Here is a 23,555-nt window from a genome sequence, read left to right as displayed (position 1 = left end):
TGGTAAAACTTAAAAAAATCAAAACCAGAAAAAGTAGGGCTTACCTTCTTCCTCCTGTATACTGCATGGCTTCTCCTTTACCGAAACCATAGCTAAATCCAAGTGTGATAAATCTACCTCTATAGCTTTCGCTAAAATTGTAAAAATTACCTTGAAAAGTCTCAACTGTTCGTATACGAGATGCGAAAACGTCGCGAACGGACAAACTAAATACGGCTTTTCCTTTTTTCAATTTCTTACGCACTCCTGCATCCATGAATAACATATCACTTACATTACCTTGTACGGTTTGGTATTTCGACTGGTAATTCCCCGTTACTTCTAGATCAAAATTATGAGGTAATTTAACTTTTGCTGTCCATTTGGTTGACCATTGAGAGGCATTGAAATCGAAAACAGTTCCGTTCAATTCTCCATCTCTCTTGAAATAACTGTAATTCACATCTCCTTGAATATCCAATTTTTTCCAAGGCGTATATTTCATATTCATTTCTAAACCTGTAGAACGTTTTGTACCCACATTCTCCGGCATGGTAGTGGTTACATTATTTTCAAAACTTGCAATACGCTCAACCACATCTGTAGTATACAATTGGAAGGCATTTACATTCAAGCTCATTTTCTTGAAGATGAAAATACTTGACAACTCGTATGAATCCGTAAACTCAGGCATCAAGTTGGGGTTACCTGTTCTAATATTGTAGGTATTTGAAATGTTGAAGAAAGGATTCAAATCCCACAATCTTGGTCGGTAAATACGCTTAGAATACCCTGCTTGCAATGAAAATCTTTTATTGATTTTGTATGAAGTATGCACACTTGGGAATAAATTACTGTAGTTTACATCATTTTTTTCATTGGTCGTTTTCAAGACGGTTAACAGATCTGTATTTTCAGCTCTCAGTCCCATTTTTAAACCATATTTCTTTCCTTCATAAGCACCGGTAGCATAAAGTCCGAGTACATTCTGGTTGTAATCAAAAACATTGGTCAAGCCCAAGTCTTGTACCCACTCACCATTTACGAAATCAGAAACAGCATAATCATTACTCACATCTTGTATCACATACTGCGATCCGGCTTCCAGCTTAAAGTTCTTTTTAAAAGGTTTGATGTAATCTACACTAAAGGTTTGTTTACGCTCTTGAAAGTTAGTACTGGTTCGCTGCTGACTGTTGTCATCACTTCCACTTACTATTCTGTTAAAGAATTCAGACGACTGATCCTTCCCAAAGAAATTACCTTGCGCACTCATCAACAAGGTGTGCTCCTTGTTATCCTTAAACGTGCTCTTGTAAATTAAATCATATTGATATTTTGGGTTCACGGCTTCAGTGGTTTCTGTTCGTTGCCACGTAGAAACTATGTTCCCTGTTGAATCTTGAAAAGAAAAATTCGTAGTTGAGGGTTGTTGTTCTAATTCCAAAGCTACAGAACCTGATAAAGTCAACACATTTCTATCGTTAATGTGGTAATCCGTTCCGAGGTTTAGGTTGTAAAAGTTCTCATTTCTGTAGTTCAATCCATCACTAATTACAGAAGTATTGTTGATTAAATCTGTACTAATGTTCTCACTGTATCTCGGCATAGAACGGTAACCTGCTCCTAACTGACTAAACAAATTAAACTTCTCTGTTCTATAGTTCAAAGAAAGTCCAAGACTGTGGTTATGTGGTGCACCTGTATTTAAAGAAATGGAACCATTTAATCCTTTCTTCTCTTCCTTTTTCAATACAATATTGATGATACCCGCTGTACCTTCTGCATCATACTTGGCAGATGGATTGGTGATTACCTCTATGCGCTCAATCATGTCGGCTGTAATTGTACCTAAAGCGTTTCCTTGTTCACCGGCTATGACACTGGGTTTTCCGTTAATTAAGATTTGTGCTCCGCTTGCTCCTCTCAGGTTGATTTCACCCTCTATACTTACATTAACAGAAGGAACATTGTTCAACACTTCTAAAGCACTGGCTCCTGTGCTGCTTAAATCCTTACCTACATTAAATACTTTCTTGTCTAATTGGAATTCGACGGTAGACTTTTCGGCTTGGATGTTTACTCCGTCTAACTCTTGTACAGATTTGTTCAGGTATATTGTACCAAGATCTACATAACCATTTTCTGAAGGGAACTCTGAGATGGTGTCTTTAAAATAACCTATGAAACTAAGCTCTAAAAAGAAGTTGGGTACTTTTACTTGTAGTTCAAACTGACCCGAATCATTGGTGGTTGTACCTCCAACTACAGCAGAATCTATGGCGTTTACAATTTTCACTGTAGCATAAGGTATGGGTTGTTGAGAATCTGCATCCTGGATTTTTCCTTCTATGGTTAACCCCTTTTGTCCCCATGTGAGTGTATTAAAAAAGCATATACTCACTATTCCCATCATCAACCTTAAGTAGTTTGTCTTCATTCCTTTGCCTATGTTTCTATTTTATGTTTGCAAAAATACAGTTTCAATTATCTCCTGCTCTACCCTAAAAAAGGGTATTTCAATCTTACAATTTCTTATGTTCGCCTATAAGACTAAGAATTAACAAAAGGGTTTAATGCATCGTTCAATTAATTTTGTCTGCTCTTAACATTTTGCATTAAAAAGGGAGTTGAACAGGGAAGTCTAAGCAGGTGGAAAAGCAAGGTGGGGTTTTCATACATTAACCATACACTATCCATACTTTATCCATACTCTATCCATAGGGGAGCCATCGGTTGAAAAGGAAAGCAATTTTTAGGGGTAAAAAAGTTGTTTAAAAACAAAAGAGCCAACCAAAGTCGACTCTTTTTTTTAAAGGGATTAGATGTTAAAATAACTTTGAAATCTTGTCTCCTAAGCCTCCGAGTAATCCGCCATCTTTGTCGTTTTCATCCTTTGAAAGGAAAGTGCTTAAAATGGACATGCCGCCACTTTCTCCTCCGATTTTTTCTCTCAGGAAATTTAAAATCATTGGAATGGCTGCACCTTTTAATTTTTGTATCAGGCTTTCACTAGCTCCACCAGAGGAAAGTTTGTTTAAGAATCCTTCTTCAATTTGGGCCTCGAGTATCTCATCGTCTGCAGTATTGCTCTCCTGCGAAAGCATGCTCACCATTTGCGTACCATTGGAAGAAAATTTTTCATTGATGGTTTCCAGAGCCGCATTGATTACATCACCAGAGTTTTCTTGGTCAACGCCTAGTTTACTTAAAATGCCGTGTATTGCATCTTTGTTCAGTAGATCTTTAAGGTCTAACATATTATAAAGTTTAGTTTAAGGTATATTGACCTTTAAAATAGGGATTCTGCGGTAAAAAATGGCGTAAAATTGAGTTAAAATAAAAGGTCAAAGTCCCTATAAACGCTGGAGTAAACGAAAAATAAGGTGATCTGAGAAAACTTTTTTACTTGGTTACTTTTAGACTAAGTTGATTTTTTGATTGAGGGGTGCAAGTACTCAACGACTAAGTTGTAAAAAGTTATCCTATATCTCTCCCACTTTTGACTTATCTCTAGTCACTTATCACTCCCAAATAAACACAAAAAGGCAAGTCCAACGAATTGAACTTGCCTTTGATATATCAGAAATTTTGCGTCTTATTTCTTCAATGAAGCAGAAAGGTATTCTCTGTTCATACGAGCGATGTTTTCTAAAGAGATTCCTTTTGGACACTCTACTTCACATGCTCCTGTATTTGTACAGTTACCGAATCCTTCTTCATCCATAGCTTTCACCATGTTCAATACTCTGTCTTTCGCTTCAACTTTACCTTGTGGCAACAAAGCAAACTGAGAAACTTTTGCAGAAACATATAACATAGCAGAAGCGTTTTTACATGAAGCAACACATGCTCCACATCCAATACACGTCGCCGCGTCGAATGCTTTGTCAGCATCAGCCTTAGGAATAGGAATTGCGTTTGCATCTTGTGTATTACCAGAAGTGTTTACAGAAACGAAACCACCTGCGTGCTGAATTCTATCGAATGCAGATCTATCTACTACCAAATCCTTGATTACAGGAAAAGCTTTCGCTCTAAATGGCTCAATGTAAATTGTATCTCCATCGTTGAATTTACGCATGTGCAACTGACACGTAGTTACACCTCTATCTGGTCCGTGTGGTTCACCATTAATTTGTAATGAACACATTCCACAAATACCTTCTCTACAGTCGTGGTCAAAAGCAATAGGCTCTTCACCTTTATCGTTTAATTGTTGGTTTAAAACATCCAACATTTCTAAGAATGACATGTCTGGAGATACATCGCTAATTTGGTAGCTGTGCATTCCACCTTTATCATTACTATTCTTTTGACGCCAAATTTTTAAATTAAGATTCATCTTTTTTAGTTATTTCGCCTTCGGCTCATGTGATAAGTGAAGAGTGATAAGTCATAAGACTCGTAACTCGTTTACTTACTTTAGAGACTTTAATAAGGCATTTAACATCTTATTTTCTTCTTCAAGTAGGCCTTCCAAATCTGTCATTACAACTTCATTAAAATTCAGACCTACTTCTTTAATAATTATCAATTGTGTTTCAAGTTCAAAGAGAGAGCCTCTAGCGTTTCTTAAGAATCTACAAAAGTCTGTTGTACTTTCTCTACCATAACCCTCAGCAATATTCGAGGAGATAGAAGTTGCACTTCTTTTGATTTGTGACTTTAAATTATACTTTTCTGATTCTGAAATCTGTTCTGTAAGGATGTAAACCAACTTAACGATTTGTATTCCTTTCTGCCAAACTTTTAAATCTTTGTATGACTTAATTTCACCCAATTCTAAATCACTTTTGACTTATCACTTATCACCAATCACTATTTATAACTTCTCTCTTTTACTTCGATATCTTCGAACACTAAGTCTTCCTTGTGCATAACTGCATCTTTAGGCTCACCTTTGTATTCCCAAGCTGCTACATATTGGAATTCCGGTTGTCTTAATGCTTCTCCTTCTTCTGTTTGGTACTCCTCTCTAAAGTGACCTCCACAAGATTCGTTTCTGTGTAATGCATCTTTAGCGAACAATTCTCCTAACTCTAAGAAGTCGGCAACTCTACAAGCTTTTGCTAATTCCTCGTTAAATTCGTTAGCTCCACCTGGAACACGAACTTCTTTGTAGAATTCAGCTCTTAAAGCAGAAATCTCTTCGATTGCTTCTTTAAGTCCTTGCTCGTTTCTAGCCATACCTACTTTGTTCCACATGATTTTTCCTAACTTCTTGTGGAAGTAGTCAACCGACTGAGAACCGTTGTTGTTCACGAATTTGTTGATTTGGTCTTCCACCGCTTTCAATGCTTCGTCGAACTCTTTCGTTTCTGTAGAAATAGCTCCTGTTCTAATATCTTGAGATAAGTAGTCTCCGATTGTGTAAGGCAATACGAAGTAACCATCCGCCAAACCTTGCATCAATGCAGATGCTCCCAATCTGTTTGCTCCGTGATCTGAGAAGTTCGCCTCTCCAATCGCGTATAAACCTGGTACAGTTGTCATCAAGTTGTAATCTACCCATAATCCACCCATAGTGTAGTGAACTGCTGGATAAATCATCATTGGCGTTTCGTATGGGTTCTCGTCAACGATCTTCTCATACATTTGGAATAAGTTTCCGTATTTCGCCTTAACTACGTCTTTACCTAATTGTGTTACTAATGCTTTATCGTTTACGTCTAAGTGCTTCACGATTGCTTGCTCTTTTCCGTAACGTTGAATAGCAGATGAGAAGTCTAAGTAAACTGCTTCTCCTGTTGCATTCACACCGTAACCAGCATCACATCTTTCTTTTGCTGCTCTAGAGGCAACATCACGTGGTACTAAGTTACCGAATGCAGGGTATCTTCTTTCTAAGTAGTAATCTCTATCTCCTTCAGCAATTTGTGTTGGTTTTAATTTACCAGCTCTAATCGCTTCAACATCTTCCATTTTCTTAGGAACCCAAATTCTACCATCGTTTCTTAACGACTCAGACATCAATGTCAATTTAGATTGGTGATCTCCAGAAACTGGGATACATGTTGGGTGAATTTGTGTGTAACATGGGTTCGCGAAGAAAGCTCCTTTTTTGTGTGCTTTCCAAGCTGCAGAAACGTTAGATCCCATTGCGTTTGTAGAAAGGAAGAATACGTTACCGTAACCACCTGTTCCTAAAACTACAGCGTGTGCTGAATGCTTCTCTAATTCTCCTGTAACCAAGTTACGAGCAATAATTCCTCTTGCTTTTCCGTCAACAATAACTACATCCATCATTTCGTGACGGTTGTACATTTTCACTTTACCTCTACCGATTTGTCTGTTCAATGCAGAGTAAGCTCCTAATAATAACTGTTGACCTGTTTGACCTTTTGCGTAGAAGGTACGAGATACCAATACCCCACCGAAAGAACGGTTATCCAATAACCCTCCGTAATCACGTGCGAATGGTACACCTTGTGCTACACACTGGTCTATAATGTTTGCAGAAACTTCTGCTAAACGATATACGTTTGCTTCTCTAGAACGGTAGTCACCCCCTTTAACCGTATCGTAAAATAAACGGTAAGTTGAGTCACCATCACCTTGGTAGTTTTTAGCGGCGTTGATACCTCCTTGCGCTGCAATAGAGTGCGCTCTACGTGGTGAATCTTGGAAAGCGAATGCTTTTACGTTGTATCCTAACTCAGCCAAAGTAGCTGCAGCAGAACCACCAGCCAATCCAGTTCCAACAACAATAACGTCAATCAAACGCTTGTTTGCTGGGTTTACCAAATTAATTTTGTTCTTGTAATCAGTCCACTTCGTTTTAATTGGACCCTTTGGTACTTTTGAATCTAATATTGCCATGATTAATGTCCTGTTTGAGTTAAGAAATGAAACAATGCGATGAAGACGAATCCTAAAGGAACGATGATAGCGAAAGCTGTTCCGAATTTCTTTCTTCCCGCAGCCATTTTACCGTCTATACCTGTAGATTGGAATGCTGAGTTAAATCCATGCATCAAGTGCATTGCTAATAAAACAAAAGCAACACAGTAAATTGCTACTCTCCATCCATCCACAAACTTGTGTTGTAACTCTTCGAAGTATCTAAATTCTCCGGCTGCATTTAATCCAGTCATGTCTCCTTCAACAAACTTCGTAGTTACCTCTGGCAACCAGAAATCGTAGAAGTGCAATCCTAAGAAAGCCAATACAACCAATCCAGAAACTAACATGTTTCTTGAGAACCAAGAAGCATTTGCTGCACCGTTGTACTTCGCGTACTTTACGTTTCTTGCCGCTTTATTTCTTGCTTCTAAAATGAATCCCATCACAAAGTGGAATACAACAGCAAAAATCAAGATAGGCTGCATTAAGTACTGAATCATAGGATTTGTTCCCATGAAGTGAGATGTTTCGTTGAACATTTCTGGACTTACTACAGACATCATGTTTATGGCAAAATGCTGCAATAAGAATAACATTAGGAAGAACGCCGATAACGCCATGGCATATTTTCTTCCTAGAGACGAACTAAAAAATGAGTTACTCATAGTATTTGTAGTAATTTATAATCTAAACATCGCAAATTTAACGATGTTCACCGAAAATGGGTAATTCTCTGCTTATTTAGAATCAGTTTAGTTAATTGCGCTACGTTCTAGGGAAAACCAAGGGGGTGGAGTGAACAAATTTGGGAGTCAACGATTCAAAGATTCAACAATTCAACTATTAAAGGATTCAAGGATTCAATGATTCAAGAATTCAAAGATTCAAGGACAAGGAGTAGGAGGCATTCATCGCTATTTCAAGAAAACTTTGTATTTTCCTGACCCAAAAACTAATCACTATGGACCAAAACGATAGACTCTACTACTGTAAACAATGTATCAACCGTGGGTTTAACCCTAACTTGGGAGTTGTATGTAACCTAACGCAAGAAAAAGCTGATTTCGATGAAAATTGTGAAAGCTTTAAAGCCGATCCTGCCATTGTGCGAGAAAATCAAATGAATGATGGTCACCTTAGAGCAGAATACTCCAAAGATGCCGTAAACTTTTTACCGAAAGCCGTTAGAGATACACTTTACAAAGAACAGAATTACAAAATGGGCTTACTCGGTGGTATAGCTGCCGCTATAGTGGGAGCTTTGGTTTGGGCAGGAATAGCCGTAATCTCTGGTTATAACTTAAGTTTAGTAGCCATAGGAATAGGCTTGTTAATTGGATTTAGCATACGTTTTACAGGAAAAGGTATAGATGAAAAATTTGGAATCACCGGAGGAGTTTTAACTCTTTTAAGTATTATTTTGGGTGATTTCCTAAGCATCATCTTTATGATTTCTTCTGAGTTCGAAATATCTTTTATGGAAATAATCTTCGGAGGAAACTTTGGTATTTTGATGGATCTTTTTCTCGAAAACTTAGACTTATGGACGCTTATTTTTTGGGCAGTAGGTATAGGTGAAGGCTATAAATTTGCTTTCCGCGTAATCCCCCATCACCAAGTTGAAGAAATGATGAAGGCCAAAGCACCTAAAAACGCGGAACTTTTGGATACAGAGGCCTAATTCATCACCCCTTAAAAATCAGAAAGCAAAAAGAAAATAATACTGTAAAATCGCTACTACTTTCCTAGATAGAAAATTAGATTTTAGCTACTTTAGCCACCAAAATTTGTATTAACGGTGAAATATATAGCAGCTGTATTTTTTAATCTATGGAAACTGTACATCGGTTTGGTGTTCGCTTTCTTTTTGCTGCTGTTTTATCCCTTCCTGTTTTTATGCATCAAAGTAAAAGCTTGGCAGAAACACGCTTTTAAAATCAGTGTGTTATGGTCGTACTGCATGCGCATCTTTTGCTTTTATGCCGTTCGTGTGGAAGGAAAGAAAAACATTCCTGAAGGACCTTATATTATATGTGCCAACCATACTTCTTACCTCGACATCTTTTTAATGTACAGCATACTTCCCGAACACAAGTTTTTGTTTTTGGGAAAAAGCGAGATACTCTCCTACCCTTTGGTGAAGACCTTTTTTAAGAACTACAACATTCCCGTATTTAGAAAGGACAGATTAAAAGCTGCAAAATCATTTATTGAATGTAAAAAAGCAGTGGACAAAGGTTGGAGTTTGGCCATTTTCCCAGAAGGTGGAATTCCTGATGAAAACCTGCCTCAAATGATGGAATTTAAAGAGGGTGCTTTTCAATTGGCTAAAAAATGTAAGGTTCCTATCGTTAATTTAACCTTCATTAATAACTACAAACTTTTCTCAGATCCGGATCATGTGCTGAGTCCTTCAGGACCTGGTTTATCACGTGTGAAATTTCATGCAACCATAAGCAAGGAAGAAGTTGCTGCTATGAGTGTGGAAGAATTGAAGTTGAAAGTTAGGGCTCAGATAGAGAGTGCTATTGAGAATTGAGATTTAAGGATTCAACAATTCAAAGATTCAATAATTCAAGGATTCAATAATTCAAGGATTCAAAGATTCAAGGATTCAAAAATTCATCTCTCTATTATCGATTGAGAACCTTAATTCAAGGATTTGAGATGTTGTAAAGACGCGTTGTTAAAAGGAAGAGTGTTTTTTATATTGTTTTGCCTTCCTGCGGTATAATCAAGCGATAGCTACCGGTGGAATATTTAAAAATTTAAGTTCAGGCTTACGCCTGATATTTAAAGATTTAATGAAATGGTATCAAGGTTTCGAGTATTCATAGATTTAGGTTATACTTCCCATCCTGATGAGCAGTTCATCTTTTTTAAATTTTTAAATATGAACGCAGTTCATGCTTAAATTTTTAAATCTGTTAACCCTAACCACTCTAAAAGTCTAAGAATCTATAGGTCTAACCGTCTGCGAAACCAAATAAATCTTGTCTTTTTTAAGCTATGATAAGAATCCTTATTAATTTTGTGGTATGAATATCAATGAAGAATTAGTAGATCACATTGCGCACTTGGCGCGTTTGTCGTTCGAAGGAGAAGCGAAGGATGCGATTATTGCTGACATGAAGAAGATTACAGACTTCATGGATAAGTTGAACGCAGTTGATACAGATAATGTTGAGCCTTTGATTTTTATGTCAGACGAAATTAACCGTCTACGTGAAGATGTTCCAGCGCAAACTGTAACCCATGAAGAAGCATTAAGAAATGCTCCAAAGAAAGATTCTGATTACTTCCGTATTCCTAAAGTACTCGACAAATAATGAAACTATTCCTAACTTCCATTTCGGCAATTTTACTCTTTAGCGCTTGTTCAAGCTCTAATGAAAACACCTTGTGTGACTGTGTAGAAAAAGGTGCACAGGTAGATGCTTTGGCACAAGAAATCTTGGTTACACAAGAAGCTAATCAAGCAAAGAAAGACAGTTTAGATGCCCTGTTAGAAGAGCGTGATAGCATTTGTAAGGAGTTTATAGACATAGATCCTATGGAACTTGAAAAGGAACGCGCCAATTGTGAAGGAATAAAGATTCAGTAAAAAATATTACGCATACATAAACGGAGGATCCAATGATTTGAGTCCTCCGTTTTCTTTTCCATCGCTAACTATTAAAATGAGTCAGAACTTTGATTTTCCACCTTCACTTTATCGTTTCCGGTAGCTATCACTCTAAACTCAGTTCTTCTATTTTCTTGGTGTTGTGCTTCTGTACAATCAGATTTCTGACTTCCTTCACATCCACAATCATTTAACAATCTGTACTCTCCGTAACCTTTACCGTAAATCCTCTCTGGGTTACTAATACGTTGCTTAATATAATTGGCAGAAGCCTTTGCTCTTCTATCTGATAATTTCTCATTGAAACGTGCAGAACCTCTACAATCTGTATGTGCCCCCAGCTCAATTACCATCTCTGGATATTTATTCATGATGGCAACAATCTTATCTAATTCCACCGCTGCATCAGGTCTGATGTTGTATTTACCATAATCGAAATTGATAGGGTTGATGGTAATCATCTCCTCCAAATTCTTCACGATAGGATCTAAGGATAAATCTACCTCATCATTTATATTGAACTGACCATTTTCATCGAACTCAACATTATACGTAAGCACCTTGGAGAAATAACCGTCTTTTTCCAACACGAAGTTGTAACTTCCTCTGTCTCCTTTTTTCTTGTTGGGCAAGGCACTCCTATACAAACCATCTTCTGGGGTTGAGAAGCTTGATTTTTTACCCGTCATATTATCAATGATGGTCATTTTCACACCTTCTAAAGGCGCACCTGACTTAGCGTCGGCAACAAGTCCGTACATAGAAATACCCGGATCTTTCTCCAACACCAAATCTGCCGTTAGATCATCTTTAACTCCTTGCGTATCTAAATTCTTCTTATCGTCGAAATACTTCGGTTTTTTACCCCAAACTGTATAGGATTGATTGGGTTTCACGCGAAAACTATAATCTCCTTTATCACTGGAATTCGTACTGTCTAAAACAGTTCCTAAGCTGTCTAGAATGTACAATTTAGCATTCACTAGTATATCACCCTTCTCGTCTCTTACGACTCCATCTATGTTAATTTCATCAGAAATTTCTCTCAGCTGCGTGAAGGTGTAGATGTCATCGTTTCCAACGCCACCGATGCGGTTAGAAGAAACAAAGCCAGTTTTACCATCGTGGCTCATTACAAAAGCAAAATCATCATTTCTACTGTTCAGGGGTCTACCTAAATTTATAGGCTTTGCCGGTGAAGCACTCTCCTTTAAATTTTTCACGATGTAGACATCCAAACCTCCTAAACCAATTAATCCGTCTGATGCGTAATACAAATTCCCTTTTTCATCCATCCAAGGGAACATCTCTTGTCCTTCCGTATTGATGACTCCTCCTAAATTCACTGGGTTACCAAAAGACCCATCCGACATAATCTCAACGCTGTAAATATCAGCGCGGCCAAAACCTCCAGGCATATCAGAACTAAAGTAAAGCGTTTTTCCATCCTTACTAATACATGGGTGCCCTACAGAAAACTCTGGAGAAGCGAAGGAGATTTCCTTTTCTTTCCCCCAAGCTCCCTCTTCATCTATCTCTCGGATGTAAATCGACAACTTTTTAATCTCTCTATTTTTATCTTCCTCACCATACGAAGCATTATTTCGCGTATAGTAGACGCGTTTGCCATCGGGCGAAAAACACAGTGGTCCTTCATGGAATTTGGTATTGATTTTCTTCACCCTAGAGATGTTCTTCAAAGCTTTGTGATTCTCTTTCAATTCACCTTTAAACACATCCAAGAAGTTGTTTCCATCCCAGGCCCATTGACTATTGATCAATGCTCTTCTATATTTTGAAGTTATGAAGTAAACCTCATCATTATTCGTAGAGAAATACCCTCCAAAATCAGAACCCTCCGTATTTAACTCCGTCTCTTCTACCTGAAAGAAAGGTTCTTGTTCTGAGATGGCTTTTAAATAATTTTGCTCCAATTGAAAACGTTGCGCTCGGGTATCCAAAGGTTCATTTTCTGCAAAAGTCATCATCCACTGATCACTTTGCTTGTATTTCCCATTCTCTTTTAATACTTGGGCGTAGTTGTAGTAATCTTCATTATTTACGATTGGCGAGAGTATCATTTGACTGTAATACGCCTCTGCTTTTTCTGTATTCCCAACCTGGAAGTAACTAAAAGCCAACATAGACTTCAACTTCGCATCATCTACCTTGCTTCCAATTAATTCCTCGAATAAAGGAATGGCTGTGGAGTAGGCAAAATTTTGAAAGTGCATCGTTGCTTTATCAAATTTTGCAAGTTGTCCCCAAGCTCCTAGGGAAATAAATAACCCTATATATACTATTGCTAATTTCATATGTTTTTAGGTTTAGAAATATCTAGGTGATTTAATTCCTTCTCTGTTAAAGTTGAAATCATAAGACAACATTAACTCAAAAGTTCCTTCGTTATAGGTTCTAATTTCTTGTACTCCAAAATCTGTTGCCAATCCCACTTTAAACTGGGGATTCACTTGAATTTGGAAAAAGACACCTGCCGCGGCATCCCATCTATACATAGCACCGAGGTAAATTTTATCGCTGTGAATAAAAGCTGCACTTAGGTCTACACTCAAGGGAGAACCTTCAGCAATTTTAACTTGCGCCGTTGGTCTTAACTTCCATTGATCTGACAAAGTTGCGACCCCTCCAATTATTGCATAATAGTGTCTGATCTCTATGTTTGACGCACTGAATCCATCGTAACTATTTTGCAACAACTTTGGGATGCTTGCCCCCACAAAAAACCTATCCGAATGGTATAAAATTCCAAAACCAAAATTTGGGTTGACGTTGTTTTTCACGTTGTTCATTAAATGTCCGTCATTCCCCGTGGTTGTTTCTAACTCACTCGAATTGACGTTAATGATATTCGCTCCAGCCTTTAAACCAAAAGACAATTTGCTCTTACTCCTTTTAAACCTTAGCGAATATGAAAAATCTAGATTCACCATGGTTTGGTTTAGCGGACCAATGGCATCATTTACCGCCGAAAAACCTAGCCCCACAGAACGATAAGCCAAAGGCGTATGCATTCCTATGGTTGTAGTTCTTGGATGTCCATCGAAACCCGCCCACTGTTCTCTGTGAATTGCGGTTACATTTAGCATATCCCTACTCCCCGCATAGGCAGAGTTTATAAACAAAGTATTATCAAAATACTGCGTAAACTGTGGGTCTTGCTGAGCCCAGGAAAAAATCCCTGAACTCAAAAGACCAATAAGCGTTATGATTATTTTATACATAATTTCTAAATATTATCGTTGTAAGTAAATAAAGCCCTTAACTATACCAGCTTCCACATCGCCTGTATAAAGCACGTAGAAGTAAGTACCTGTTGGTAAATCTTCACCTACCATTTGAGAACCTTTATTTACTGTACCGTCCCAATCATTTTGGTAAGCTACCATCTCGTAAACTTCCGTCCCCCATCTGTTAAAGATGACAATACGGTTATCTGGATAATCTTCAATTCCCTCAATCACCAATACGTCGTTAACGCCGTCTCCATCTGGAGTAAAGGCTTCAGGCACATTGATTTGAGCTCCCTTGAAACAGTTATTTTCATCACCTGCTACTTCCACATAGAAAATACATGTCTCTGTATTTCCGTGCACATCTGTAAAGGTGTAAACCACTTCATAGTTTCCAATTTCGAAGAAATCTCCAGGGCTGTAATTAGAACTTACTGAAGACAACCCACAGTTATCTGTTCCTGATGGAATTGTCCAAGTAACTGTAGTTCCACAAGAGTCTAAGTTGGCGTCTACAAAAATGTCTTTTGGACAATCAGTGATCAATGGCGCCTCCCTATCTTCCACAGTAACAGTGAAGCTACATGTAGAACTTAAACCATTTTCATCTACAGCTGTGTAGGTTACCAATGAAGTACCCACAGGGAATACATCTCCACTTTGGTAATTAGAACTCACAGTTACGTTACCACAGTTATCGGTTGCGGTAGGCGTTGTCCATGTCACAATTGCTTCACATAAGGCACTATCATTATCCACTACGATGTCTGCAGGACAATCGTCAAAAACTGGAGCTTGATTATCTACCACTGTAACATTGAAGCTACACGTAGAAGTTAATCCTACAGCATCTGTAGCTGTATATGTAATGGTAGTTGTTCCTAAAGGCAACACAGATCCATTTGGATAGTTACTTGAAAGCGTTACACCAGAACAATTATCGATTGCTATTGGACTAATCCAATACACGGTTGCATCACATGAACCAGGATCTGTAAATACTGTTAAGTTAGACGGACAAGCCGTAATCTCTGGTGCTGTAGCATCTTGAACGGTTACATTGAACGAACAAGTAGCTATGTTTCCTGAAGCGTCAGTAACTGTATAGGTAACCGTTGTGGTTCCTAGCGGGAATATACTTCCTGGTGTATGTGTACTTACAATGGTTGCACTTGTTGGACAGTTATCGTTTAGTATAGGTGCTGTCCATGTAGCTTGTGCTGAACAAGAACTTAAATCACTGTTGACTACTATATCAGATGGACAAGCCGTAAAGAATGGCACATCATTATCCGTAACTGTTACTGTGAAGCTACACGTAGAACTTAATCCATTATTATCCACTGCTGTATAGGTTACAACTGTAGATCCTATAGGGAAGAAAGCTCCAGAGTTATGCGTACTCGTAAAGGATGCTAAGTTACAGTTATCTGCTGCTGAAGGAGCTGTCCATGTTACCACCGCTCCACAATCATTGGCATCATTACTTACCGTTATGTTAGAAGGACAACCTGAAATAATTGGTGCTGTATTGTCCTCTACTGTTACATTAAACACACAGGTTGCCGTATTTCCAGATGCATCTGTTGCAGTGTAGGTTACCACAGTAGTACCCACAGGGAAAGTAGCTCCACTATTATGTGTACTCGTTACTATTACCCCCGAGCAGTTATCGGCAGCTATAGGTAATGTCCATGAAACTTGTTTCTCACACGCTGTAGCTCCTGCATTTACAACAATATCATTTGGACATATCGTAAAATGTGGTGCTTCATTATCTAGAACCGTTACCGTAAAACTACATGTATCTTGATTACCTGCAGCATCAGAAACGTAATAGTAAACCGTTGTTACACCTACAGGGAAGTTATTTCCTGGTGCGTGAGAACTGGTTAAAGCCGAAACTCCACTACAATTATCACCTGCCGTTGGAGCTATCCAAGAAACATTCGCAGAACATGTGTTGTATGCACTTGCTACTACAATATCCGAAGGACAGTTTAATACACTTGGTGCTTCAGTATCTTCTACGGTTACCGTAAAACTGCACGTAGAACTTAAGCCATTAACATCGGTAAAGGTATAGGTAACTGTTGTTGTACCGATAGGGAAAATATCTCCTGGGTTGTGCGTGCTTGTCATGGTTGGTGTTCCACAGTTATCTGTTGCTGTAGGAACTGTCCATGTTACACTTGCATTACAACTACCAGCATCATTACCTGTAGTAATATTTGTAGGACAAGCATTGATAACTGGTGCGCTATCATCTGTAACTACAACATTAAAGCTACACGTTGTTTGATTACCTGATGCATCTGTAGCTGTGTAGGTAACCGTTGTAATTCCTACTCCGAAGCTATCACCACTACTATATGTAGATGTTAATGTAACTCCAGCACAGTTATCCATCACAGATGGTTCTGTCCATGTGGCCACTACATCACATGCATTGCCTAATGTTAAATGAATGTCTGACGGACAAGCCGTAAGTACAGGTGCCATGACATCAACTACTGTTACGTTGAATGAACATGTAGCAGTAAGTCCCGTTACATCTGTTGCCGTGTAGGTTACAGTTGTTGTACCTACTGGGAAAACATCTCCTGAATTGTAATTACTCGTCAAAGTAACTCCTGCACAGTTATCTAATGCCACTGGCAATACCCAAGTTACTTCTGCTCCACAGATTGTAGAATCTGCGTTTACAGTAATGTTTCCTGGACAAGCAGAAATTTGAGGAGCTTGTGTATCTTCTACGATAACATTGAAACTACAAGAATCTACATTTCCTGCTGCATCCTCTACATAGTAAGTTACCAAAGTAGTTCCAATTTCAAACTCATCTCCTGGATTGTGCGTAGACGTAATCGTTGTTGAAGAACAGTTATCTAAACCAACCGGTGCAGTCCATACCACATTGGTAGCACATAAGTTATACGTATTATTTACGGTTATATCAGTAGGACAGTTCAATAAACTCGGTGCTTCTTGATCTTCTACCGTTACGGTGAAACTACAGTTTGTTGTTAAACCATTTACATCCGTTACCGTGTAAGTTACCGTGGTAGTACCTACGCCAAAGAAGTCACCAGAATCATAGTTACTTGTTACAGTTGCTACATTACAGTTATCATAAGTAACAGGCGCTGTCCACGTAACGATAGCTCCGCATTCTGAAGGATCGCTGGATACTGTAATATCTGCAGGACAAACAATTTCCGGAACACTAGCATCATTCACCGTTACGTTGAAAGTACACGTTGATGAGTTTCCAGAAAGATCTGTAAAGGTGTAACTCACTTGAGTAGTTCCCACAGAGAATACATCTCCACTTGTATGACTCGCAACAACATTTCCATCTAAACCACAGTTATCTGTTGCTGTTGGTGCTGTCCACACTACATTGGTATCACAATTTGCGATTACATCAACTACTATATCAGAAGGACACGTAAGCTCCGGTGCCTGATCATCAAGAACCGTTACAGTGAAGCTGCAAGTTGAAACCAAACCTTGAGCATCAGTAGCAGTATAGGTTACAGTAGTTGTACCTACATTAAAAGTATCTCCACTGTTGTGAGAAGAAAGCATATTAGCTCCTGCACAGTTATCAAATACCAATGGCGCCATCCAAGTAACATCTGCAGAACATTGTCCGGCACTTGCACTTACCACTATATTGTTTGGACAACCTGTTATCTGAGGTGCTGTTACATCCTGAACTGTTACATTGAAACTACAAGAATCTTGGTTTCCATTGGCATCTTGTACGTAATATACTACCTGAGTTGTACCTAAGTTAAATGCACTTCCCGGAACATGAGTACTGGTTACCACAACATTTCCTCCACAATTATCGCTCACAGTTGGGGGAGTCCATCCTACGATAGCTGTACATAAGTTATAATTTGTATTTACCGTAATATCTGAAGGACAACCTACAAATGTTGGAGCTTCTACATCTTGTACCGTAACAACAAAAGAACATTGAGTAGTAACACCACTACCGTCTATTGCTGTATAGGTAACTGTAGTATTTCCTACTGGGAAGAAACTTCCTGGAGCATGACTGCTTACAAATGAACTGATAGAACAGTTATCTGATGCTGTCGGTGCTGTCCAAGTTACATTAGTTCCACAATTACCTGTAGTAGCGTTTACGATAATATCAGAAGGACAGTTTTCAATAACTGGAGAAACATTGTCTATCACCGTAACCGTGAAAATACAGCTATCCATTTGTCCAGCGTCATCCACTACGAAGTACTTCACTTCCGTAACTCCCAATGGGAATTCATCTCCTGAATTGTGTGTAGAGGTTACCGTTGGGCTAGGACAGTTATCAAACACGCCTGGCTTTTTCCATGTAACTACCTTAGAACAAGTAGAATCTGTTGTATAGACCACTTTATCTAACGGACAGTTCGTAAACATAGGTGCCTGAACATCTATTACATGCGCAACAAACTCACACGTTGATGAAGCTCCACTGGCGTTTGTAGCTGTATAAACAACATCATTATATCCAACAGGAACTAAATCTCCCGAGTAATAATTAGAAGTAAGTGTTATGTTACTTGAGGAACTACCCGAACAATTTGAATTAACTGCAGTAGGGTTAGTCCACGTTGCAATACCATCACAAATATTGTTTTGAGCGTATAAAGTAACCGTGTCTGACGGACAAGTTGAGTTAAAAGTAGGAGCTGTACCCTCAATTACCTCTATGTTAAAGGTATATATAACATAATGTCCATTCATGTATAGCCAATAATCTATAGAATAAGATCCAATAGGGAAACTCTGGGGAGACAAATAATTAAATGGCGACAATCCATTTGACATCCAATTCGTGGAATAATTATTCACCCAGTAATATGAATTTCCATTATGGATTTGACAGGCTTCAATAACTTGAGGTGGATCCCACATGAAATCGACCGTACACGACCCTGAATTGGTAATTAAAACGGTGTCCATAGGCAAGATAAACACATCATCAATATCATAAAAAACATTCGTTTGGAAACTACATGAACCTAACACGTTACCTGCAGCATCTAAGGCATAATACTCAATGTATTTTAAACCAAAACCTAATGTGTCACCCGGGTAATAATTCCCAACTATGGTATCTACTTCTGCCATACACCCATGCGGTGTAAATACAGGCATGTCCCAATCTACGATACCTCCACAAATACTTGTATCACCAATAATTTCATAAGAAAAATAACCGGTTAAGTAATCGTAGGTAGTTTCTGGACATGTTACTTCCAAGTAGGTTGATGTATCTATCACCTGTAACTCGAAACTACATGTACTTAAAGGAAATCCTAAACCATCTCTTGCTTCATAGTAAATATAGTGCGTACCTGTTGGTAGCAAGTCTCCTGGATAATAATTCCCTACCACTGTATCAAAATCATTTAAACAACCTTGAGCTGAGAACATTGGCTCATCAAATTGAATAGCCGCAGAATCACAATTTACAGAGATATCTACATAATTAATTACAGGTTGAGTAGGACAGATATCTTTTTGCACGCCTGATATTGTATCAACAACATTTACATAGAAGTTACAATTTGCTAAGGCATTACCAAATTCATCACGGGCTTCATAATTAACGTAATAAAACCCTAAAGGAATGGTATCGTTATTTTCTATCGTTGACGTAAATACTACTGTATCTAAAGGATTAGAACAGAAGGAAGTAATAAATGATGGCTCCACCCATGCTGCATAAACTTCACCACACATTGCTGCAGTATCCACTTGATACGTTAAGGTAGCATAAGGCTGACAGTCTACGACATCAACAAGGTTGGTAGATTTGTTTACTGTAATGTTAAAACTACAGGTTTTTGTAAGCCCATCAAAAGTGACAGCTTCATATTCTACTGTGTAATTTCCTGGAGCAAATACATCACCTGGTGTATGTGTTTGATAAATAGTATCGAATCCACAAGGATGATTAAATGTTGGCTCTGTCCAGAACAAGGCAGTGTCACAAACTGTAGAATCTAAATTCACAACAATATCTGAAGGACAAGAGTTCGTAATTTGAACTGCCACTTGATTAACCGTTACCCAGAAATTACACGTTCTAACATAACCCGATACATCAGTAGCTGTATAGGTAACTTGAGTTGACCCAAACGGGAAAACATCTCCTGGTGAGTAATTAGAAGTAAATGAAGCCAAACAATTATCTTCAACTGTTGGTTCTACCCATTGTACTATGGCACCACCACAGGTATCTGCATTAACTACAATGTTCGAAGGACAATTAGAAATTACCGGATAAGGATCTGAGACGTGAATTCTAAAGTTTCTTGAATAAGACCTTCCGTTAACATCAATAACGGTATAGTAAACGTAAGTATTTCCCAAAGGAAAGAAATCACCTGATTGATGGGTACTGTACATAGTATCAATACCACAAGCATCAAAGGGTACAGGTTCCGTCCAAGTTACATTAGCTCCTCCACAAGTATCTGCCGTTTCATACAAATAAGGAGGGAAATCTGTAAAAGTTGGGTTGTAATTATCATTAATCAATACATAGAATGCATTAACGATGGTGTCTGCTCCATTGGTGTAAGCAAACTCTATATCTGTTTGACCTATTGGAAAATCATAGGTTCCACCTGGTAAATAAGCACCGGGAATTAACCAATAATTACCACATAAATTACTGATTTGGGGCGTACCTAAAGTTAATGATCGAACACATTCTTGGTTCGATGTAAACCCTGTAGAAGTATTACCTACCGTAGAAATGAAATAGAAGTTACTTGGATTCGCTTTTACGTAAATATTGAATCTACAGGTATCTGTATTTCCAGCAGCATCTGTAGCAACATAAGTTACCGTTGTAGCACCTACTGGGAAAGCATCACCTGGGGAAAAATCTCCTACCACACTTACTACACCCGAACAATTATCGGAAGCAATTGGTGGCGCCCAATTTACACTCGCCAAACAGTTACCAATTGTAGCTGTTAAGGTTCTATTTGTTGGACAAGCCGTAAACATAGGAGCCTCTTGGTCTTCTACTGTTACAACGAAAGAACAAGTATCTATATTCCCAGCATAATCCGTTGCGATATAGCTAACAGTTGTTGAACCTAATTTAAAAACATGTCCTGGCTGATGTGAAGCAACAACAGATTTCAAGAAACAATCATCTGCATAAGTTGGTGGTGTCCACGTAAAGACAGCCTCACACATTCCCGGTTCTGTTGAGATTACAGTATCATTTAAACATCCCGTAGCAACAGGCGCTGTTAGGTCACCACTTTCTACATCAAATGGGACGTTCAACAAACAATTCTGGTTATCAATAATATTGACATAATGATTTCCAATTGGAATATCATTAGCAGTAGATAAAGTTACTGTACTATCGTGCGACCATTCATAATCAAAAGGAGAAGAACCTCCCGAAACGTTTAAACTTGCAAAACCAACGGTATCACATCCAGAAGGATCTACAACGTTAATGCTTGCACTGTAACCAGAAACTGCAACAGAGTTAATTGTTACAGAAGCACTGTCTATACAACCCAAGCTATCTGTTACATAAGCGGTATAGGTACCAGCAGTTAAATTGTAGACTTCATTACCAGAAGTTACAGGAGTTGTGTTCCACGTAAATTGGTAGTCTGGAGAACCTCCTCCTACCACAGCACGAGCAGACCCTGTTCCCGTTCCACAATCGTCAAAAACTTTTCCTGATGGAATATTGATGGCCAGTGAAGTACCTGTTGTCGGCCCAACCAAGGTTGTACTATCTTGGTAAACACAGCCTATATCATCCGTGACTGTTAAAACGTAGGTTCCAGCTCCAACATTTACTAAGGTATCATCTGTTTGGACTGGGTTAGCATTCCAGCTGTAGGTAAAAGGTCCTGTACTACCTGTAACATTTGCAACTACAGATCCATCTGGATTTGAAAGATCACAAACAGGCTCGTGCGATTCAAAACTTATATCAAAAGCATTAATTAAGGTAACAGAATCTGTTAATAAACATCCTCTACCGTAATCTGCGCTTACCCAGTAAGTACCTGGCTGCGTAACTTCATTGGTAATTTCAGAAGTTCCATCGTACCAGAAATAGGTAGTGTACAGGTTACCCACCATACCCGAAGCATCTAGTGTATATGGGAAAATGGAAGGACAAACAATGGAATCAGGTCCTATCCCTTCTAAAGGAGCACCTGGATTATATGCATCAAAATTAATATTCGTGTTATTTCCTAAATCTAAACTGTGCTCATTGATTTGAAAAGGCGCATCTGACCCTGCGGCTATAAGGCCACGAATACGAACATAGTCTAATACTAATTGTGTCCCTGTATTTACTGTTAAAGTTGAAGTGTTGGATGTATTTACATTTAAAAACTCCGTTAAATAACAAGGGTTTCCATTTCCATAAATTGCATCATTAATTGTCGTATTAATATTCGTTCCAAAACGGTAAGAGTATCCTGGTGAGAACACCATAGTATCCAATGAATTGTTGTTCCCCGTTATGTAACCATGATCGAAAAATTCTGCATATCCAATGGTATTAGAACCAGCAGAAATCAATCCGTCGTAATTCCTAAATTCTACATGTCCGATAGTATTGTTCCCACCGGCAATTTCATTGGCTGTAACTGCTGGAGTATTACCGATTCCGTTAAAAATAACAGTTTTAAATACTGCGCTAGAACCATACAATCTATTATTGTAAGCACTAGTAGTCCCATACCACGCATCATCTTCTGTATTGAATTCAACTGAGTCGATAACACAAGGAGAATATGCTCTAAAATCGTTGAAACCTTCATCTGAAGTCACCCTGTGAAAAGTACAGTTTACAACGTAACTGTAGAAAGAGGTATTAGAATACCTTTTACGTAATCGAACGTTGTGAAACTTTAATGTATCATCCAGACCATATACATATAACGGGTGTCTACCTCCATCTATATCTATCATAGAATTTGCGGCATTAACAGTAATTCCGCTACCATACAAGCTGAAACTCCAGTTTTCTGAATTACTTGGCTCTGGGTAATGAAAACCAGAACCAACATAACCCGATTCAGAGTGACGTATGAAAAACGTTGAGTTTTCCATGTCTAGGTGACGGGTATTGTTGTTCCATGTCCAGTAGTTAGCTGCGTAAACATCAAACCCATTTAAATCAAAGGTTCCTGAGATATGATTGATATCTCCCGTAACAGCATAAGCTGCAGTACCGTTGTCGTACGTAACCGTTAAATCATCTAATAAAGTTAAGGATGTCCCTCCTTTTTCGATTAGCACGGCCCCCTCAATGTAATTTCCATTACAGGTAATGGTTGCCGGGTTACTTCCTGTAAAGTAAGCCTTGGCTTCAAAATACATATCGGCCTGCAAGGTTAAGGAGCCGTAGATCAAAAAGTCTTCGGCTAAACTCTCTAAGAAATTTGGAGAGTGTGGTGCTCCATCCCACACCATGTTTCTACAATAAATACTACTGGAGGTTGTTACTGTTGCATCTCCTGCAACAAAACCACTGTTCGCATCAAAGTAGACGTCGTCGGTTGGACTTGGAGGAATAAAATGTGTTGTGGTACCACCTGAGGTTGTTGCCCAGTGAGTAAGATCACTCCAATCCCCAGAACCTCCCACCCAGAAATAGTCTGTCGCCAAACTATAATGGTAAAAGGAAGTTAATAGGAATAGTAGAGTGAAAATCTTGTTAAAAATCTTCATTCTTTATTGGTTTAATTGTAACCGGCAAAGATGAAGAACTAAACCATCATATTCCAAGTTCAGTTAATATCCGTCACTTAGGAAGTAATTTTCGTACA

13 protein-coding genes are annotated in these 23,555 nt (G+C 38.5%); 4 read left to right on the top strand and 9 right to left on the bottom strand.

From position 1 onward, the window contains the following. Positions 1-40: 40 nt before the first annotated feature. The 6 genes from BM327_RS07265 to BM327_RS07240 form a co-directional block, all read right to left on the bottom strand. Positions 41-2,419 carry a TonB-dependent receptor gene (locus BM327_RS07265; RefSeq protein WP_090247710.1) on the bottom strand — a complete coding sequence of 793 codons (2,379 nt, stop codon included), beginning with the start codon at positions 2,417-2,419 and terminating at the stop codon, positions 41-43. Between the two features lie 388 nt (positions 2,420-2,807). Further along, positions 2,808-3,239, bottom strand: coding sequence for a hypothetical protein (locus tag BM327_RS07260; protein ID WP_090247709.1), 432 nt, complete (start codon positions 3,237-3,239; stop codon positions 2,808-2,810). Positions 3,240-3,577: 338 nt separating this feature from the next. Then, positions 3,578-4,324 (bottom strand): succinate dehydrogenase/fumarate reductase iron-sulfur subunit, encoded by a 747-nt coding sequence (locus tag BM327_RS07255; protein WP_090247708.1) that lies wholly within the window; start codon positions 4,322-4,324, stop codon positions 3,578-3,580. A 75-nt stretch (positions 4,325-4,399) separates the two neighbouring features. Continuing rightward, complete coding sequence (locus BM327_RS07250) at positions 4,400-4,762, bottom strand: four helix bundle protein (protein WP_090247707.1); 363 nt, start codon at positions 4,760-4,762, stop codon at positions 4,400-4,402. Positions 4,763-4,800: 38 nt separating this feature from the next. After that, a complete protein-coding gene (locus BM327_RS07245) occupies positions 4,801-6,801 on the bottom strand; it encodes a fumarate reductase/succinate dehydrogenase flavoprotein subunit (protein WP_090247706.1) in 2,001 nt (666 codons plus the stop codon). A 2-nt stretch (positions 6,802-6,803) separates the two neighbouring features. Beyond that, a complete protein-coding gene (locus BM327_RS07240) occupies positions 6,804-7,490 on the bottom strand; it encodes a succinate dehydrogenase cytochrome b subunit (protein WP_090247705.1) in 687 nt (228 codons plus the stop codon). Between the two features lie 296 nt (positions 7,491-7,786). On the opposite strand from BM327_RS07240, the gene BM327_RS07235 reads away from it, so the two are divergent. The 4 genes from BM327_RS07235 (at position 7,787) to BM327_RS07220 (ending at position 10,429) form a co-directional block, all read left to right on the top strand. Then, entirely contained in the window at positions 7,787-8,506 is a 720-nt protein-coding gene (locus BM327_RS07235; RefSeq protein WP_090247704.1) for a hypothetical protein, read from the top strand. A gap of 117 nt (positions 8,507-8,623) precedes the next feature. Then, positions 8,624-9,364: a lysophospholipid acyltransferase family protein gene (locus tag BM327_RS07230; RefSeq protein WP_139230289.1), complete on the top strand. Its 741-nt coding sequence runs from the start codon at positions 8,624-8,626 to the stop codon at positions 9,362-9,364. A 499-nt stretch (positions 9,365-9,863) separates the two neighbouring features. Next, on the top strand, positions 9,864-10,154 hold the full coding sequence (gatC, locus tag BM327_RS07225) for an Asp-tRNA(Asn)/Glu-tRNA(Gln) amidotransferase subunit GatC (RefSeq protein ID WP_090247702.1): 291 nt from the start codon (positions 9,864-9,866) through the stop codon (positions 10,152-10,154). Further along, positions 10,154-10,429 (top strand): hypothetical protein, encoded by a 276-nt coding sequence (locus tag BM327_RS07220; protein WP_090247701.1) that lies wholly within the window; start codon positions 10,154-10,156, stop codon positions 10,427-10,429. Before gatC ends, BM327_RS07220 begins: the two co-directional genes overlap by 1 nt. 71 nt (positions 10,430-10,500) lie before the next feature. On the opposite strand, the gene BM327_RS07215 is transcribed toward BM327_RS07220, so the two are convergent. From BM327_RS07215 to BM327_RS07205, 3 genes are read right to left on the bottom strand one after another with little or no spacing between them, the layout of a single operon-like run. Further along, positions 10,501-12,765, bottom strand: a complete 2,265-nt coding sequence (locus BM327_RS07215; RefSeq protein WP_090247700.1) for an OmpA family protein — start codon at positions 12,763-12,765, stop codon at positions 10,501-10,503. Positions 12,766-12,777: 12 nt separating this feature from the next. After that, entirely contained in the window at positions 12,778-13,692 is a 915-nt protein-coding gene (locus BM327_RS07210; protein ID WP_090247699.1) for a PorP/SprF family type IX secretion system membrane protein, read from the bottom strand. Between the two features lie 12 nt (positions 13,693-13,704). Beyond that, a complete protein-coding gene (locus BM327_RS07205) occupies positions 13,705-23,457 on the bottom strand; it encodes an HYR domain-containing protein (RefSeq protein ID WP_090247698.1) in 9,753 nt (3,250 codons plus the stop codon). Between the last annotated feature and the right edge of the window lie 98 nt (positions 23,458-23,555).

It is taken from the genome of Lishizhenia tianjinensis, from assembly GCF_900116425.1.
Classification (GTDB): Bacteria; Bacteroidota; Bacteroidia; order Flavobacteriales_D; family Crocinitomicaceae; genus Lishizhenia; species Lishizhenia tianjinensis.
Note: the sequence above shows the minus strand (reverse complement) of the source record. Positions and strands in the feature narration are given on the sequence as shown.

What these genes read in the sequence shown, in the direction of transcription:
- BM327_RS07265 (WP_090247710.1), bottom strand. Translation starts at nt 2,419, where the DNA reads ATGAAGACAAACTACTTAAGGTTGATGATGGGAATAGTGAGTATATGC.
- BM327_RS07260 (WP_090247709.1), bottom strand. Translation starts at nt 3,239, where the DNA reads ATGTTAGACCTTAAAGATCTACTGAACAAAGATGCAATACACGGCATT.
- BM327_RS07255 (WP_090247708.1), bottom strand. Translation starts at nt 4,324, where the DNA reads ATGAATCTTAATTTAAAAATTTGGCGTCAAAAGAATAGTAATGATAAA.
- BM327_RS07245 (WP_090247706.1), bottom strand. Translation starts at nt 6,801, where the DNA reads ATGGCAATATTAGATTCAAAAGTACCAAAGGGTCCAATTAAAACGAAG.
- BM327_RS07240 (WP_090247705.1), bottom strand. Translation starts at nt 7,490, where the DNA reads ATGAGTAACTCATTTTTTAGTTCGTCTCTAGGAAGAAAATATGCCATG.
- BM327_RS07235 (WP_090247704.1), top strand. Translation starts at nt 7,787, where the DNA reads ATGGACCAAAACGATAGACTCTACTACTGTAAACAATGTATCAACCGT.
- gatC (WP_090247702.1), top strand. Translation starts at nt 9,864, where the DNA reads ATGAATATCAATGAAGAATTAGTAGATCACATTGCGCACTTGGCGCGT.
- BM327_RS07220 (WP_090247701.1), top strand. Translation starts at nt 10,154, where the DNA reads ATGAAACTATTCCTAACTTCCATTTCGGCAATTTTACTCTTTAGCGCT.
- BM327_RS07215 (WP_090247700.1), bottom strand. Translation starts at nt 12,765, where the DNA reads ATGAAATTAGCAATAGTATATATAGGGTTATTTATTTCCCTAGGAGCT.
- BM327_RS07210 (WP_090247699.1), bottom strand. Translation starts at nt 13,692, where the DNA reads ATGTATAAAATAATCATAACGCTTATTGGTCTTTTGAGTTCAGGGATT.
- BM327_RS07205 (WP_090247698.1), bottom strand. Translation starts at nt 23,457, where the DNA reads ATGAAGATTTTTAACAAGATTTTCACTCTACTATTCCTATTAACTTCC.